Raw genomic sequence first — 15,288 nt, forward strand, 5'->3', positions numbered from 1 at the left:
TTAACTCGACCGTGTCGTTCGGTGCCGCCTCAGCCGGCGGGCGGGGCGCCGCAGGATTGCCGCACCACCAGCCGGCAGGGCAGCTTGCGGACCCCGGGTTCGATCGGCTGGCGGTCGACCAGCTGCAGCAGGGTCAGCCCGGCCTCGCGGCCCAGCGCCTTCAGGTTCATGTCGACCGTGGTCAGCGGCGGGCGGGTGGCGGCGGCGACGATCTCCCAATTGTCGAAGCCGATCACGGCGACGTCGTCCGGCACCCGCCGGCCCCGTTCGCGCAGCGCGTCGACCACGCCGCGGGCGATCTGGTCGCTGCCGCAGAACACCGCGTCCGGCGGGCTGCCGATGCCGTCGAACAGATAGCCGGTCGCCTCATGCCCCCAGGCCTCGGACCAGTGGCCGACCAGGACGCCCTGCTCCGGCTCGGCCAGCCCGGCGGCGTGCAGCGCGTCGCGGTACGCTGCGGCGCGCTGGTGCACCACGCGGAAGCTGGACGGCCCGGTGATGTGGGCGATGCGGCGCCGGCCCAGCCGGATCAGGTGCTCGACCGCCTGCCGCGCGCCGCCTTCGTCGTCGGAGACGAAGCCGATCGAGTCCGGGTCGGGCTCGCTGAAGGCGTAGATGACGGGGATGCCCAGGCCGGACAGGTCGACCGGCAGCCGGCGGTCGATCCGCTTGCCGGAGGCGATGATGCCGTCGACCCGCTTCTCCAGCATGGCGTCGACGTGGGTCTGGGCCAGCGCCGGGTCGTCCTCGATGTTGCACAGGAAGACCGAGACGCCGTTGTCGACCAGCGCGTCGGAGATGCCGGACATCACCGGCAGGGTGAAGCGGCCATAGGTGTCGTTGGTCAGCAGGCCGACGGTGAAGCTGCGCCGCCGCGACAGGCTCTGCGCCAGCCCGTTCGGCCGGAACCCCAGCGCCTTTGCGGTCTGCTGCACCCGAGCCCGGGTTTCGTCCGCCATCCGGCCCTGGTCGTTCAGCGCCTTCGACGCCGTGGCGACGCTGACGCCGGCCGCCGCCGCCACATCACGCAAGGTGACGGCTCGAGGGGGCTGGCCGGGGATGGGACGAGAGGTCTTGGAGTCCATGCCGGGTGGTTCGTTTCGGTCAGTTGAGAAATTGTTTTCTCAAGCCATTATTGCAGATTTGGCGGAAGGTATCGTGCGTAGCTGAGAAACCGTTTTCTCAGTCACGATAATCCGGCTTTTGGGCGAGCGCAAGCGTCACCGCCGGCACAGCGAGCGGCACCCCGGATTCCATCGAAGCGCTCCGCCGCGATGCGCCAAGCCGCCTCAGTCCCTGCCGGAACTAGCTGTTGACTCGGCAAATGCCATATGCGGTATATCAGGGATGACAGCGCTAACATCGCCTTTGATGACAGCGCTGTCATCGTCCAGTCCCGACAACGGGGCAGGACGCCATCAACGATGATCGCATCGCCGATGCGGTGGCAGGGAGGCAACGGGTGTGAGCAGCAGCCAAGTCGAACACGGCCGGAACGGACGTCCGGGCCCGCTGTCGGTGCTGGCCGGCCTGCGCAACGCCCGGGAGCTCAACGTCCTGCTGGCGCTGATCATCGTCGGCGCGCTGATCAGCTTCGCCACGCCGTATTTCCTGACCACCAACAACCTGATGGGCGTGTCGCGCGCCTTCTCGCTGACCGCGATCATGAGCATCGGCATGGTGATGGTGATCATCACCGGCGGCATCGACCTGTCGGTCGGCTCGGTGATGGGGCTGTCGTCCCTGGTCACCGCCCTGTGCTTCTCCGCCGGGCTGCCGATGGCGGTGGCGATCGGGGCCGGGCTGCTGGTCGGGGTCGGCTTCGGTGCAGTCAACGGCCTCTTGGTGACCGCCATCGGACTGCCGCCCTTCATCGCCACGCTGGGCACGCTCAGCATCGGCCGCGGGCTGATGTACGTGGTCACCCGCGGCGTTCCGGTGACGCCGGATGTGCCGGACGCCTTCACCCTGCTCGGGCAGGGCTATGTCGGACCGGTGCCCGTCCCGGTGGTGATCATGATCGTCATGACCGTGATCTTCACCGTGCTGATGCGCAGGACGCGCTTCGGGCGCCATGTCTACGCCACCGGCGGCAACGAGCACGCGGCGCGGCTGAGCGGGGTCAAGACCGCCCGGGTGAAGATGATCGTCTACACCCTGTCCGGCACCATCGCGGCCTTCGCCGGGGTGGTCAGCTTCTCGCGCTACCTCTCGGCGGAACCGGCCTCGGGCTTCGGCGCCGAGTTGGACGTGATCGCCGCGGCGGCGATCGGCGGCGCGTCGCTGTCCGGCGGCATCGGCAGCGTGCTGGGCGCCGTGATCGGCGCCGCGCTGACCGGCTTCATCGCCAATGGCGTGGTGCTGATGAACATAGACACCTACGCCCAGCAGGCGATCACCGGCGCGGTGATCCTGATCGCCGTCAGCATCGATGTGCTTCGCGCCCGCGGCAAGCGCGGCTGAGGCCAAGAAGAAGAGCGGAACGCTCCGTCACCCATTCACCCACGGGAGGATATCCATGAAACCCATCATCCGCATGCTCACCGCGGCGCTTCTCGCCGCACCGCTGCTCTCCGCCGGCAACGCGTCCGCCCAGGACCACAAGCTCACCATCGCGGTCATTCCGAAGGTCGCGGTGCCGTTCTTCGACGACTGCAACACCGGTGCGGCCGAAGCCGCCAAGGCGCTGGGCGTGGACTACCAGTGGGTGGTGCCGCAGAACACCCAGGGGTCGACCCAGGTCCGCATCATGGAGGACCTGATCGCCCGCCACGTCGACGGCATCGCGATTTCGGTCAACGAGCCGAAATCGGTCGAAGGCGTGATCAAGGAGGCGATGGCCGCCGGCATCAAGGTGGTGACCTTCGACAGCGACAGCGCGAAGAGCGGCCGCAGCATGTATATCGGCACGGTCAACGAGGCGGCCGGCTTCACCATGGGCCAGTCGATGGCCACCGCACTGGGCGGCAAGGGCGAGGTTGCCATCGTCACCGGCCAGCTCGGCGCCTCGAACCTGAACGAGCGCATCGCCGGGGTCGAGCGGGCGCTGGCCGCGCACCCTGATATCAAGGTCGTGGCCAAGGAAGGCACCGATGACGACCTGGCGCGGGCGGTCTCGGTCACCGAGGCGCTGTTCCGCGGGCACCCGGATCTGAAGGGCATCGTCGGGGTCAGCCAGGTCGGTGGGCCGGCCGTCGCCAAGGTGATGGACAGCCGGGAATTCGCCGACCGCAAGGGCGCGGTCAAGGTCTTCGCCTTCGACGACCTGCCGGACACGGTCAAGGGCGTGAAGGACGGGTTCATCGAGGGCATCATGGTCCAGCGCCCGGTGACCATGGGCAAGCTGGCGGTCGAGAACCTGGTCAGCCAGATCAAGGGCGGCGGGCCGGCACCGGCCGACATCGACACCGGCGTCACCGTCGTCAGCGCCGCCAACCTCGGCAGCTACACCAAGTAAGCTCATGGGCGGCGGCTTATCCGCCGCCCGCTTTCCCCCGACAGTGGCGAGGCCCCATGCCGCCGTTCCTCGAGATGCGCGGGATCACCAAATCCTTCCCCGGCGTGAAGGCGCTGGACGGCGTCGACCTCGCGCTGGCCCTGGGCGAGGTGCATGCGCTGGCGGGGGAGAACGGGGCCGGCAAGTCGACCCTGATGAAGGTCATGACCGGCGCCTACCGGGCCAATGCCGGCACGATCGCGATCGAGGGCGCGCCCGTCACCATTCGCGACCCGGAGCATGCGCGCGAGCTGGGCGTCAGCATCATCTACCAGGAACTGTCCATGGTGGAGAACCTGACGGTCGCCGAGAACATCTTCCTGGCGCGAGAACCGCGCACCCGGCTGGGCCTGATCGACACCCGGCGGATGGTCGAGGAGTCGCGGCACGTGCTGGCGCGGCTGCAGCTCGACATCGACCCGCGGGTGGTCGTCGGCAAGCTCAGCATCGGCCAGAAGCAGATGATCGAGATCGCCAAGGCGATCTCGCAGAACTCGAAGATCCTGGTGATGGACGAGCCGACGGCCTCGCTGAGCCATCGCGAGGCCGAGACCCTGATCGCGGTGATCAAGCAGCTGCGGGCCGAGAATCTCGGCATCGTCTACATCTCCCACCGGCTGGAGGAGATCTTCGAGATCGCCGACCGGGTCACGGTGCTGCGCGACGGCCGGTCGATCGCCACCCGGCCGATCGGCGAGGTGACGCGCGAATTCCTGGTCCGCACCATGGTCGACCGCGAGCTGAGCCAGCTCTACGGCGAGCACGTGTCCCATGCCGGACCGGAGGTCATCCTGTCGGTGTCGGGCCTGGGGCTGAAGCGGCCGAGCCCGCATGCGGCCAGGGTCGCCGACATCAGCTTCGACCTGCACAACGGCGAGGTGCTGGGCTTCTTCGGCCTGATCGGCGCCGGCCGCACCGAGATCATGGAGATGATCTTCGGCGAGCGCGGCCATCACGGCACCATCCGGGTCGACGGCAGGCCGGTGTCGATCCATGGCCCCAGCGACGCCATCGCCGCCGGCATCGGCTTCGTCACCGAGGACCGGAAAGGGCAGGGGCTGGTGCTGGACATGACCGTCCGCGAGAATTTCAGCCTGACCCATCTGGCCGACTATTGCAGCCTCGACTTCGTCAACCGGCGGCGCGAGGCGTCGGCCTGTTCGGATGCGGTCCGCACCTTCGGGGTGAAAACCCCATCGATCGAGCAGAAGATCGTCCATCTCAGCGGCGGCAACCAGCAGAAGGTGGTGATCGCGAAATGGGTGGCGCGCCGGCCCCGTGTCCTGATCGTCGACGAACCGACCCGCGGCATCGACATCGCCGCCAAGGCGGAGGTGCACCGCCAGCTCCAGGGCCTCGCGGCGCAGGGGCTCGGGGTCATCGCGGTGTCGTCCGACCTGGCCGAGATCCTGGCCATCAGCGACCGGGTCATCGTGGTCCGCGAGGGCCGCATCTCCGGGGAGTTGCCGCGCCGGGACGCCACCCGCGAAGCCGTCATGAACCTGGCCACCGGATAACCCCTTCCTGTCCCTTCATCACACGGAGTCATCCCGTCCCATGAGCAAGCGCATCATGTTCACTGGCGGCAGCGGCAAGGCCGGCCGTCACGTCGTCAAATACCTGGTCGACCAGGGCCACCAGGTCCTGAACCTCGACACCAAGCCGCTGGACAACCCGCAGGTCCGGACGCTGATCACCGACATCACCGACAGCGGGCAGGTGTTCAACGCCCTGTCCAGCTACATGGGCCTGCACGAATTCGACCCGTCGCTGCGGGCGCAGCCGGTCGACGCCGTGGTGCATTTCGCGGCGATCCCGCGGATCATGATCGTGCCCGACAACGAGGTGTTCCGCATCAACACCATGGGCACCTACAACGTCATCGAAGCCGCGGTGAAGCTGGGCATCCCCAAGATCGTCGTGGCGTCCAGCGAGACCACCTACGGCCTGGTCTTCGCCAACGAGCCGCGCGCGCCGCAGTATTTCCCGCTCGACGAGGACTACCCGGTCGGGCCGATGGACAGCTACGCCCTGTCGAAGATCTGCAACGAGGAGACGGCGCGCGCCTTCGCCCAGCGCAACGGCACCGACATCTACGCGCTGCGCATCGGCAACGTGATCGAGCCGCATGAATACGCGCTGTTCCCGAAATGGTTCGCCGACCCCGGCTTCCGCAAGCGCATCGCCTGGAGCTACATCGACGCCCGCGACCTCGGCCAGATCACCGACCTCGCAGTCAAGACCGACGGTCTCGGCTACCAGGTGTTCAACGCGGTGAACGACGAGACCTCGTCGGACCTGCCGACGAAGGAGCTGCTGAAGCGCTTCTATCCCGACGTGCCGGTTAAGGGCGAGCTCGGCGAGTTCGAGACGCTGCTGTCGAACAAGAAGACGCGGGAGGTGCTCGGCTTCCGCCAGGCCCATTCCTGGCGGAAATACGTGTCCAAGTGACCGGAGGCCGCCGGTTCCTCAGGAGCCGGCGGCCGCCTTGAACCAGCCGAGCCCGGCGACCGTCTCGCCGGCCGGGCGATATTCGCAGCCGACGAAGCCCTGGTAGCCCAGGCTGTCGAGCAGCGCGAACAGGCGGGCATCGTTCAGCTCGCCGGTCCCCGGTTCCTGGCGCAGCGGGACCGAGGCGACCTGGACATGGGCGGTGATCGGCATCAGCGCCTCCAGCGCCTTGGTCACATCGCCATGCAGGATCTGGCGGTGGTAGATATCGAATTGCAGCCGCAGGTTGGGCCGGTCCAGCCGGCCGATCACGCCCGCCGCCCAGTCGAAATCATTCAGGAAATAGCCCGGCATGTCGCGGCCGTTGATCGGCTCGATCACGACGCCGATGCCGAGGCCTGCGGCGAAGTCCGCCGCCTGGGCCAGCGCCGTCTCGTAGGCCGCGACCGCACGCGCATCCGCCCGCGAGGCCATGCCCGCCATCATGTGCACCTGGGGCACGCCGGTCGCCTCGATGAAGGGCCGCGCGGTTTCGAGCGAGGCGCGAAACTCGGCCGCCCGCTCCGGCAGCGAAGCGGTGCCGCGGTCGCCCCCCGCCCAGTCGCCCGGCGGCAGGTTGAACAGCGCCTGGGTCAGCCCGTGGCGGCTCAGGCGGTCGGCCAGCGCCTGCGGTGCGTGCTCATAAGGAAAGAGGTACTCGACCGCGGTGAAACCGGCATCGGCCGCCGCCGCGAAGCGGTCCAGGAACGGATGTTCGGTGAACATCATGCTGAGATTGGCGGCAAAACGCGGCATGTCAGCGCTCCGTGCTTGCGGGTTTCGGCAGCTCGACGCCGGCAATGTCCGCCAGCATCCGCGCCACCGACGAATCGTCGTCACGTCCCATCCCGGCCGCGGCGGTCATCAGATACATCTGCAGCGCGGTGGCGGCGAGCTGGGTCGGGAACTTCTCCGACCGGCCCATGTCCATGACGATGCCGAGATCCTTGGTGAAGATGTCGATGGCGCTGCGCGGGGTGTAGTCGGCGTCGAGGATATGGGGCACGCGGTTCTCGAACATCCAGGAATTGCCGGCGGCGGCGGTGATCACCTCATAGACCTTGCGCAGGTCCAGGCCCAGCCGGGCGGCGAAGGTCATGGCCTCGCAGGCGGCGGCGATATGCACCCCGGCCAGCAGCTGGTTCACCATCTTGAACGAGGCGCCGATGCCCGCCTCGTCCCCCAGCTCGTAGACGGTCGATCCCATCGCATCCAGGGCCGGGCGCGCGCCGGCGAAGGCCTCGCGCGTGCCGGAGGCCATGAAGGTCAGCTCGCCGGTCGCCGCCTTGGCCGTGCCGCCGCTGACCGGCGCATCGAGATAGTGCAGGCCCAACGCCACGGCCTGTCCGGCGAAGCGGCGTGCATTCTCCGGTGCCATGGTGGCGCAGCACAGGATGGTCCCGCCCGGCCGCATCGCTGCGGCCGCGCCGCCCTCGCCGAACAGCACCGCCTCGGATTGCGCGGCGTTGACCACGACGACGACGACGATGTCGGCGGCGTCGGCCGCGTCCTGCGCGCTGGTGGCCATCCGGCCGCCGCCTGCGCCGAAAGCCTCGACCGCCGCGCGGCTGGTGTCGAAGCCGCCGACCTGCAGCCCCGCCGCCACCATCGATTGCGCCATGCCCAGGCCCATCGAGCCGAGGCCGACGATGCCGATCCTCAGGCTGGTGTTCGTGCCCATCGCCTTCACCCCACTCTCAAACCGGCTCTTGCCCGCCGATGTTAGCGCTGTCATAGTCGAACAATCGAGACATTGACTCGGCCTGTCAATATCGTGCGGACGTCGCCTTCGAGATCATTCGGCGGCAGCAGCCGGCAGCGTAACCCCCATAGCGGGGCGCGCGGCAAGCGACCGGACAGGGGCGGGGAGCGCGAATGGGAGGAGAGGATCGTGGACGGGTGCGGAAGACGGCGCCGACGCTCGCCAACGTCGCCGCGCTGGCTGGCGTCAGCCAGATCACGGTCTCGCGGATCCTGCGCAACAAGGGCCCGATCGCCCCGGACACGCGCGCCCGCGTGATGTCGGCGGTGCAGGCCATCGGCTACGTCCCCAACCGGGTGGCGGGCAGCCTGGCTTCGGCCGGGTCCAACCTGATGGGCGTCGTCATCCCGTCGCTGTCGAACATCGTCTTCCCCGAGGTCCTGCGCGGCATCCATGAGGCGCTGGACGAGTCGGGCTTCCAGCCCGTCGTGGCCGTCACCGACTACGACATGGCGCGGGAGGAGACGCTGCTGCGCTCGCTGCTGGCGTGGAAGCCGGCGGCGATGATCATCGCCGGCTTCGACCACACCGACGAGAGCCGGCGCATGCTGGAGAACAGCGGCATCCGGGTGGCCGAGCTGATGGACATCGACGCCGAGCCGATCGACATCGCCGTCGGCCTGTCGCACCGCCGCGCCGGCCACGCCACCGGGCGGCATCTGATCGAATGCGGCTACCGCCGCTTCGGCTATGTCGGCCATGACTGGGCGGCCGACCGGCGCGCCCGGCTGCGCTATGACGGCCTGTGCCAGGCGCTGGCCGAGGCCGGCCTGTCCCTGGCGGGGGAAAGCGTCGGCGACGGCAGCAGCTCGGTCTTCGCCGGCCGCGACGGGCTTGCCCGGCTGCGGCAGTCGTCGCCCGCGGTCGATGTCGCGGTGTTCTCGAACGACGACATGGCGGTCGGCGGCGTCTTCCACTGCATGGCGGAAGGGATCGAGCCGAAGGCTGATCTCGGCCTGTTCGGCTTCAACGGGCTGGAGATCGGGCAGGCCCTGCCGGTGCCGCTGTCGACCATCCGCTCCGACCGCTACCGCATCGGGCGGCTGGCGGTGGAGCACATCCTCAATCCCGCCCGGGGCGACGCCCCCCGCATCATCGATGTCGGCTTCGAGATCGTGGCCGGCGGCACCGCATGATCCGCCCTTCCGCGACCGGCCGGATCCCACAGGAGACCGTTGAGATGTTGCTGGGCGCCGTTGCCGACGACCTGACCGGGGCCACCGATCTTGCGCTGATGATCGCGCGCCAGGGCATGAAGACGGTCCAGGTGATCGGCGTGCCGGAGCCCGGCGCCGATTTCGGGGACGCCCAGGCCGTTGTGGTCGCGCTCAAGTCGCGCACCATCCCGGCGGCGGAAGCGGTGGCGATGTCGCTGCGCTCGGCCGAGCGGCTGAAGGCGGCCGGGGCCGAACAGATCTTCTTCAAATACTGCTCCACCTTCGATTCCACCGATGCCGGCAATATCGGGCCGGTGGCTGACGCGTTGCTGGCCTTCACCGGCTCGGACCTCGCCATCGTCTGCCCGGCCTTCCCGGCGACCGGCCGCACCATCTATCGCGGCCATCTCTTCGTCGGCGACCTGCTGCTGTCCGACAGCTCGATGAAGGACCACCCGCTGACGCCGATGCGCGACGCAAGCCTGGTGCGGGTGCTGCAGCGCCAGACGCCGTCGCCGGTCGGCCTGGTCCCGTTGGAGGTGGTTGAGGCGGGGCCGGAGGCGCTGCGCGAGGCGTTCGACCGGGCGCGCCGCGCCGGCACCCGCTTCGTGGTGGTCGATGCGGTGCGCGACGCGCATCTCCGCACCATCGGCGCCGCCGCGGCCGGCATGGTGCTGGTCACCGGCGGGTCTGGGCTGGCCATGGGCCTGCCGGGGAACTTCGTCAAAACCGGCCGCCTGGTGCCGCGGACGCCGGCGGACAGGATGCGCGCGCCGCGGGGCCGCGCCGTGGTGCTGGCCGGGTCCTGCTCGGCCGCGACGCGCGGCCAGGTCCAGACCGTCATCGACCAAGGGATCCCCGCCTTCCAGCTGGACGCGCTCGCCATCGCCGAGAACCGCATCACGGCGCAGCAGGTGGCGGACTGGGCCGAAGGCCAGCCGGTCGATCGCGCGCCCCTGGTCTATTCCAGCGCCGACCCGTCGGTCGTGCGCGCTGTCCAGGACAAGCTCGGCGTCGAACGCTCCGGGGCGCTGGTCGAGGATCTGCTGGCCGATGTCGCCCGGCGCCTCGCCTCGCGTGGCTTCACCCGCTTCCTCGTGGCCGGGGGCGAGACCTCCGGCGCGGTGGTCGCGGCCCTCGGCGTCCAGGCGCTGGAGATCGGGCCCGAGATCGACCCGGGCGTACCCTGGACCCGCTCGATCGGGTCGCCCGACCTGGCGCTGGCCCTCAAATCCGGCAATTTCGGCACCCCCGATTTCTTCCTCAAGGCGTGGCGCGTGCTCGACTAGCACCCGGCCACCGAACCCGACCTCAGGAACAGAAGGCAATCCGCATGTCCGACTCTTCTCCGCAGCAGGAGCGCATCGGCTTCATCGGCCTCGGCAACATGGGCCATGGCATGGCCAAGAACATCGTCGAGAAGGGCTATCCCCTCACCGTGCTGGCGCGGCGCAAGCGCGACGTGGTCGAGGACCTCAAGGGGCGCGGGGCCGCCGAGGCCGCCACGCCGGCCGAGGTGGCGTCGCGCTCGACCATCGTCTTCCTCTGCGTCACCGGGTCGAAGGAGATCGAGGAGATCGTGCGCGGGCCGAACGGCCTGAAGGACGGGCTGGCCCGCGGCTCGGTGGTGGTGGACTGCTCCACCGCCGACCCGGTCTCCACCGTCGCGCTGGCCGCCCTGCTGGCCGAGGGCGGCATCGACTATGTCGACGCGCCGCTGGGCCGGACCCCTAAGGAGGCGTGGGAGGGCACGCTCGACACCATGGTCGGGGCCAGCGACGCCGTCTTCGCCCGGATCAAGCCGGTGCTGGAGACCTGGGCCGGCCGCGTCGTCCATATCGGCGCCACCGGCGACGGCCATCGCATGAAGCTGCTGAACAACTTCCTGTCGCTCGGCTATGCCGCGCTGTACAGCGAAGCCCTGGCGCTGTCGCGCAAGGTCGGCATCTCGCCGGAACGCTTCGACGGCGTGATCCGCGGCGGGCGGATGGATTGCGGCTTCTACCAGACCTTCATGCGCTGGACGCTGGAGGGCGACCGCAACGCCCACAAATTCTCGATTTCCAACGCCTTGAAGGACCTGAAATACCTCGAGGCCATGGCCGACGACGCCGGCATCGCCAACCCGATGGGCAATGCCGCGAAGAACCAGTTCGCGACCGCCCATGCCACCGGCAGCCCGGAGGATTATGTCCCGATGCTGGCCGACCATGTGGCCAAGGCCAACGGCGTGGAGGTCTGAGGCGGGGCAGTGACGCCCGGCCGGGTCAGTCGGTGTTGACGACGTTGAAGTCGCGCAGCTCCTGCCGGCTCAGGGCGCGGGGCGCCGAGTTCGGGATGTCGGCGAATTCGGTCAGGAAGCGCAGCGACAGGCTCATCTCGGTCAGGTAGCGGGCGATCTCCGCCGCGGTCTGCGCCGATCCCTGCTGGATCGCCTTGGTATCCTCGTCCAGCGCCTGGTCCAGCAGCAGCGCCGACAGCGTCTTCGGGTTGTCGGGATGGTCGGCATTGTACTTGGCGATGTAGGTCTCGACCCCGTCGGGGTCGAGCTGGCCCTGCGGGAACTGCATGTTGTACTCGGTCACCGTCTCCGGCGGCTTGACCAAGTGGGACCGGATCCGGTCGGCCGCGTCGCTGGAGAACATGTGGACGCCGAACTCCGCCCCGACCTCGACATAGCGGACCGTGCCGCCCATGAAGGCGAAGTTGCAGGCGCTGATGCAGTGCAGGCCGCGCGGCACCCGCGTGGTGACCTTGCGGGCGCGCAGGATACGGCCCATCTCCAGCCCCTCCTCGAGGGACCCGCCCGGCGAGTCCAGCCAGACCTCGGCGATCGGCCGCGCCTGGTCCAGCGCCATGCGGAACCGCTCGGAATCGCCGCCGGCGATCTGGCCCCAGGCCACCAGCACGTGCCGGTTGCCGGCCGCCACCAGGCTGAACTGCATGGCGTCGGGCTTCATCACCTCGTCCCAATCCATGCCCTTGGGCAGCGGCACGAACAGGTCGTCGGCGCCGGCCGGCGCCGCGGCCAGCAGCAGGACCGCGGCGAGGATGCTCCGGGCGCTCATGCCTGCGCCGCCCATTCGCCGCCGGAGCCGCGGCAGTATTTCGACTGCTGCTCGACCTCCTGGCCCTTGATGTAGGCGACCTCGCGCACCGTGCGGCATTCGCCGCCGCCGCTGCCGTTCGGCTCCACCGCCACCACGGTGGAGGACCCGCGGACGCCGGTGCTGCGGTTCTGCCAGTTGCGCGTCGTGCCGCGCCTGGCGGACGAGGTCAGCACCCGGCGGGTGGTCTGCGCCGCGCGCTGCTGGTCGGCCTGGTCGAGCTGGCGGCCGATGGCGCTGCCGACGAAATAGCCGCCGATCGCGCCCAGGCCGGCCCCGATCAGGGTGCTGGTCTGGTCATGGCCGACGGCGTTGCCCAGCAGGCCGCCGAACAGCGCCCCGCCGCCCGCCCCGAAAAGCCCCCCGGTTTGTTCGTTGGTCTGGCAGCCGGCCAGCGTAAGCGCCGTGGCCACGACCATGACCGATGCGTGGCGACCGATGCGTGACATCGTCCTTCTCCCCGTTCCTGGTCACGGCATGGCTGTCGCCGCCCGGCCCGCCGATCCGGCCGCGGCGCACCGCCCGGCGATCGGCCGCACGAATACTGGGCAGGATCTGCCGTGATGATTGCGGTGTTGCAGTAAATCCGAGGTTATCACCGTGGCGACGGCAAGTAAGATGGGCTGATGCCTTAGGCCTGGTCTTAGGACCCCAGCTAAGACTTGTGATGAGCTCGGCGATGGGGCGTAATAGCGGCATCTGGCGAATGGCCATTGGCGGCCGTGCAAACGCCAGCAGCCGGCGGGGAGGCGATGAAGCTCCTGATCGTCGATGATCATCCGGTGGTGCGCGAAGGGCTCGTCGCGCTGCTGCGCCAGGGCGACCCGGACGCGGTGGTGGTCGAGGCCCGCGACAGCACCGAAGGGCTGGCGATGGCGGAGCAGCATCGCGATCTCGACGTGGTGCTGCTCGACCTCGCCATGCCGGGCCTGGGCGGGATGCCGGCGATTGCCGAATTCGGGCGGCGGCGGCCGGAGCTGCCGGTCATCATCCTGTCCTCGTCGGAGGATCCGCAGGACGTGCGCAAGGCCCTGGCCGCCGGCGCCCTCGGCTACGTCCCCAAATCGGCCAGCCGGCAGACGCTGTTCCTCGCGGTGCAGCTGGTGCTGTCCGGCGACATCTATGTGCCGCCGCTGACCATGCTGCCGCTGGGGCCCTCGGCCGCCGGTCCCGGCGGGGACGCCGTCGCGGGGGCCCGGCTGACCCAGCGCCAGCTCGAGGTGCTGCAGCTGCTGGCGCGCGGCCTGTCGAACAAGGAGATCGGCAACGCGCTGGACCTGGCGGAGAAGACGGTCAAGGTCCACGTCACCGCCATCTTCCGCACCCTCAACGTGGTCAACCGCACCCAGGCGGCCACCGCCGCGCGGGATGCGCAGCTGATCTGACGGCGTCTACTCCTCGGCCTCGGCTGCGACGCGTGCCAGCAGGTTGGTGATCGCGGCCCGCAGCCGGCTGTTGTGGATCGGCTTGTGCAGCAGCAGGAAGCCGCTCTCCTCCGCCTCGCGCAGCCGGTCGGGCGCGGTGTCGCCGGTGATCAGCATCGCCGGAATGTCGTCGTTGTATTCCGATTGCAGGCGGCGGATCACCGCGATGCCGTTCTCGTCGCCGCGCAGCCGGTAGTCCGAGATGATCAGGTTCGGCCGGTCGGGCCAGGTCGCGATCCGCGCCAGCATCTCGTCGCCCGACCCCGCGACCAGCACGGTGTAGCCCCAGCCGGTCAGCAGGCTGCGCATCGCCTCCTGGATCGCCGCCTCGTCGTCGATCAGCAGCACCAGCCCATGGGCCGCGGTCTCGGGCAGGGCGACGGCCATCGCCTCCGGCCCGGCAGCCTCGGCGATCGGCACCGAGACGGCGAAGACCGAGCCCTTGCCCACGGTGGAGCGCAGGCTGAGCGGGGAGTCGAGCAGCGCGGTCAGCCGCTGCACGATGGCCAGGCCGAGGCCGAGGCCCTTCGACCGGTCGCGCTCGGGGTTGCCCAGCTGGTAGAATTCCTGGAACACGCGGCCGCGCTCCTCCGCCGGGATGCCCGGCCCGGTGTCCCAGACCTCGATGCTCAGCCGTGTCCCACGGCGGCAGCCGACCACGACGCGGCCGCGCTCGGTGTAGCGCACCGCATTGGAGACCAGGTTGCGCAGCACCCGCTCCAGCAGGATCGGGTCGCTGTGCACCGCCAGGCGGCACGGGTGCAGCACCAGCCGGATGCCCTTGCGCCGGGCCTCGCCCTCATGGTCGCGGCAGACGCGCTCCAGCAGCGGCTGGATGGCGAAGCCCTGGGGTGAGTACAGCACCACGCCGGCATCCAGCCGCGAGATGTCGAGCAGCGAGGTGAACAGGCTGTCCAGCGCGCTGACCGAACCGTCGATCTGGATCGCCAGGCGGCGCACCTCCTCGTCCATCGGCCGGGCCAGCAGCGCGCCGACGAACATGCTCAGCGCATGGACCGGCTGGCGCAGATCGTGGCTGGCGGAGGCGAGGAAGCGCGACTTGTCGAGGCTGGCCTGCTCCGCCCGGTCCTTCTCCAACCGCAGGTTCTCCGCCAGGTCGAGGTTCGCGAAGCGCAGCTGCAGCGCCTCCTCCAGGCTGCGGTACGAGCGCCAGCCGAGCACGGCCATGGCGACGACGTAGAGCAGGTCGAGGAAGCCCAGGGCGTGGCTGTAGAAGCCGGTGTGGAACGCGCTCCACAGGACATAGGGGACCATCGCCGGGAACAGCAGCGCGTAGAAGGCCGGGAGATAGGCGCCGAAGGCGGTGGCGGCGCCGGAGGCCACGGCCGAGGTCGCGATCATGACCCAGAGCTGCTGGTCGATGCGCTCCGGCGTGATCAGGGTGATCGAGCCGACGCCCCAGACCAGCCCTTCGACGGCGCTGGCCAGGGTGAAGGCGGCGGCCCAGAACCGCCAGCCCGGCGCGGACGGCCCGCGGCGGCGATAGACGGCGCAGAGCAGCAGATGGGCCAGGGCCGAGAGCAGCAGGACCCCCGCCCAGCCGGCCGCGATCGGCAGCGGCACCAGCTCGCCATAGACCAGCACGCCGACCAGCGCGATGCCGCCCAGCAGGGCGCCGACCACGCCGACCGGTGCCGCCTTGTACAGGGCGGCGATCTGCTCGGCGCGGAAGCGGTCGATCGACCCGCCCCGCCCCATGGTCGGCGCGTCGGCCATCACGCGCCGCGACCGTGTTCCTGAAATCCCGCGACCACCGTCAATGCCCCCCGATATCGGTGAAGGGCGAGGTCAGCTTATGTGGTAATTCCCCGCGCGGATCCAGCCTTCCGGA

Annotated in this window: 14 protein-coding genes; 8 read left to right on the forward strand and 6 right to left on the reverse strand. The window is 69.5% G+C overall.

Translation table 11 applies throughout. The annotated features are described in order from the left end of the window. Positions 1–29: 29 nt before the first annotated feature. Positions 30–1,022 carry a LacI family DNA-binding transcriptional regulator gene (locus tag AB4112_RS19535; RefSeq protein WP_441722608.1) on the reverse strand — a complete coding sequence of 331 codons (993 nt, stop codon included), beginning with the start codon at positions 1,020–1,022 and terminating at the stop codon, positions 30–32. 442 nt (positions 1,023–1,464) lie between these two features. On the opposite strand from AB4112_RS19535, the gene AB4112_RS19540 reads away from it, so the two are divergent. Genes AB4112_RS19540 through AB4112_RS19555 form a run of 4 tightly spaced genes read left to right on the forward strand, consistent with a single transcriptional unit; the run spans position 1,465 to position 5,947 of the window. Then, the gene (locus AB4112_RS19540; RefSeq protein ID WP_309801935.1) at positions 1,465–2,463 is read left to right on the forward strand and encodes an ABC transporter permease; all 999 of its coding nucleotides are present in this window, start codon (positions 1,465–1,467) and stop codon (positions 2,461–2,463) included. A gap of 55 nt (positions 2,464–2,518) precedes the next feature. Beyond that, the gene (locus AB4112_RS19545) at positions 2,519–3,457 is read left to right on the forward strand and encodes a sugar-binding protein (protein WP_441722288.1); all 939 of its coding nucleotides are present in this window, start codon (positions 2,519–2,521) and stop codon (positions 3,455–3,457) included. Positions 3,458–3,513: 56 nt separating this feature from the next. Next, positions 3,514–5,013: a sugar ABC transporter ATP-binding protein gene (locus AB4112_RS19550; protein ID WP_441722291.1), complete on the forward strand. Its 1,500-nt coding sequence runs from the start codon at positions 3,514–3,516 to the stop codon at positions 5,011–5,013. Between the two features lie 40 nt (positions 5,014–5,053). Next, positions 5,054–5,947, forward strand: coding sequence for an NAD-dependent epimerase/dehydratase family protein (locus tag AB4112_RS19555; RefSeq protein ID WP_441722293.1), 894 nt, complete (start codon positions 5,054–5,056; stop codon positions 5,945–5,947). 18 nt (positions 5,948–5,965) lie between these two features. Here the strand turns inward: AB4112_RS19555 and otnI are convergent, their stop codons facing one another. Both otnI and ltnD read right to left on the reverse strand, forming a co-directional pair. Next, entirely contained in the window at positions 5,966–6,742 is a 777-nt protein-coding gene (otnI, locus tag AB4112_RS19560; protein WP_441722295.1) for a 2-oxo-tetronate isomerase, read from the reverse strand. 1 nt (position 6,743) lies between these two features. Further along, the gene (gene ltnD / locus AB4112_RS19565) at positions 6,744–7,667 is read right to left on the reverse strand and encodes an L-threonate dehydrogenase (protein ID WP_441722297.1); all 924 of its coding nucleotides are present in this window, start codon (positions 7,665–7,667) and stop codon (positions 6,744–6,746) included. Between the two features lie 218 nt (positions 7,668–7,885). On the opposite strand from ltnD, the gene AB4112_RS19570 reads away from it, so the two are divergent. From AB4112_RS19570 to AB4112_RS19580, 3 genes are read left to right on the forward strand one after another with little or no spacing between them, the layout of a single operon-like run. After that, entirely contained in the window at positions 7,886–8,884 is a 999-nt protein-coding gene (locus AB4112_RS19570; RefSeq protein ID WP_441722300.1) for a LacI family DNA-binding transcriptional regulator, read from the forward strand. 44 nt (positions 8,885–8,928) lie between these two features. Continuing rightward, positions 8,929–10,194, forward strand: a complete 1,266-nt coding sequence (gene otnK / locus AB4112_RS19575) for a 3-oxo-tetronate kinase (protein WP_441722303.1) — start codon at positions 8,929–8,931, stop codon at positions 10,192–10,194. A 44-nt stretch (positions 10,195–10,238) separates the two neighbouring features. After that, positions 10,239–11,147 (forward strand): NAD(P)-dependent oxidoreductase, encoded by a 909-nt coding sequence (locus AB4112_RS19580; RefSeq protein ID WP_441722306.1) that lies wholly within the window; start codon positions 10,239–10,241, stop codon positions 11,145–11,147. Between the two features lie 25 nt (positions 11,148–11,172). On the opposite strand, the gene AB4112_RS19585 is transcribed toward AB4112_RS19580, so the two are convergent. Further along, a complete protein-coding gene (locus AB4112_RS19585; RefSeq protein ID WP_441722308.1) occupies positions 11,173–11,973 on the reverse strand; it encodes a hypothetical protein in 801 nt (266 codons plus the stop codon). Continuing rightward, positions 11,970–12,461, reverse strand: a complete 492-nt coding sequence (locus AB4112_RS19590; protein WP_441722311.1) for a glycine zipper domain-containing protein — start codon at positions 12,459–12,461, stop codon at positions 11,970–11,972. The genes AB4112_RS19585 and AB4112_RS19590 overlap by 4 nt, the downstream gene beginning before the upstream one ends. A gap of 303 nt (positions 12,462–12,764) precedes the next feature. On the opposite strand from AB4112_RS19590, the gene AB4112_RS19595 reads away from it, so the two are divergent. After that, positions 12,765–13,397 carry a response regulator transcription factor gene (locus tag AB4112_RS19595; protein WP_309801908.1) on the forward strand — a complete coding sequence of 211 codons (633 nt, stop codon included), beginning with the start codon at positions 12,765–12,767 and terminating at the stop codon, positions 13,395–13,397. 6 nt (positions 13,398–13,403) lie between these two features. On the opposite strand, the gene AB4112_RS19600 is transcribed toward AB4112_RS19595, so the two are convergent. Then, positions 13,404–15,173: an ATP-binding response regulator gene (locus AB4112_RS19600; protein ID WP_441722315.1), complete on the reverse strand. Its 1,770-nt coding sequence runs from the start codon at positions 15,171–15,173 to the stop codon at positions 13,404–13,406. Positions 15,174–15,288: the final 115 nt, after the last annotated feature.

Origin of the sequence: Inquilinus sp. 2KB_23 (assembly GCF_052115705.1) — a bacterium.
GTDB classification, from domain to species: domain Bacteria; phylum Pseudomonadota; class Alphaproteobacteria; order DSM-16000; family Inquilinaceae; genus Inquilinus; species Inquilinus ginsengisoli_A.

What these genes read in the sequence shown, in the direction of transcription:
- AB4112_RS19545 (WP_441722288.1), top strand. Translation starts at nt 2,519, where the DNA reads ATGAAACCCATCATCCGCATGCTCACCGCGGCGCTTCTCGCCGCACCG.
- AB4112_RS19550 (WP_441722291.1), top strand. Translation starts at nt 3,514, where the DNA reads ATGCCGCCGTTCCTCGAGATGCGCGGGATCACCAAATCCTTCCCCGGC.
- AB4112_RS19555 (WP_441722293.1), top strand. Translation starts at nt 5,054, where the DNA reads ATGAGCAAGCGCATCATGTTCACTGGCGGCAGCGGCAAGGCCGGCCGT.
- otnI (WP_441722295.1), bottom strand. Translation starts at nt 6,742, where the DNA reads ATGCCGCGTTTTGCCGCCAATCTCAGCATGATGTTCACCGAACATCCG.
- ltnD (WP_441722297.1), bottom strand. Translation starts at nt 7,667, where the DNA reads ATGGGCACGAACACCAGCCTGAGGATCGGCATCGTCGGCCTCGGCTCG.
- otnK (WP_441722303.1), top strand. Translation starts at nt 8,929, where the DNA reads ATGTTGCTGGGCGCCGTTGCCGACGACCTGACCGGGGCCACCGATCTT.
- AB4112_RS19580 (WP_441722306.1), top strand. Translation starts at nt 10,239, where the DNA reads ATGTCCGACTCTTCTCCGCAGCAGGAGCGCATCGGCTTCATCGGCCTC.
- AB4112_RS19585 (WP_441722308.1), bottom strand. Translation starts at nt 11,973, where the DNA reads ATGAGCGCCCGGAGCATCCTCGCCGCGGTCCTGCTGCTGGCCGCGGCG.
- AB4112_RS19590 (WP_441722311.1), bottom strand. Translation starts at nt 12,461, where the DNA reads ATGTCACGCATCGGTCGCCACGCATCGGTCATGGTCGTGGCCACGGCG.
- AB4112_RS19595 (WP_309801908.1), top strand. Translation starts at nt 12,765, where the DNA reads ATGAAGCTCCTGATCGTCGATGATCATCCGGTGGTGCGCGAAGGGCTC.
- AB4112_RS19600 (WP_441722315.1), bottom strand. Translation starts at nt 15,173, where the DNA reads ATGGCCGACGCGCCGACCATGGGGCGGGGCGGGTCGATCGACCGCTTC.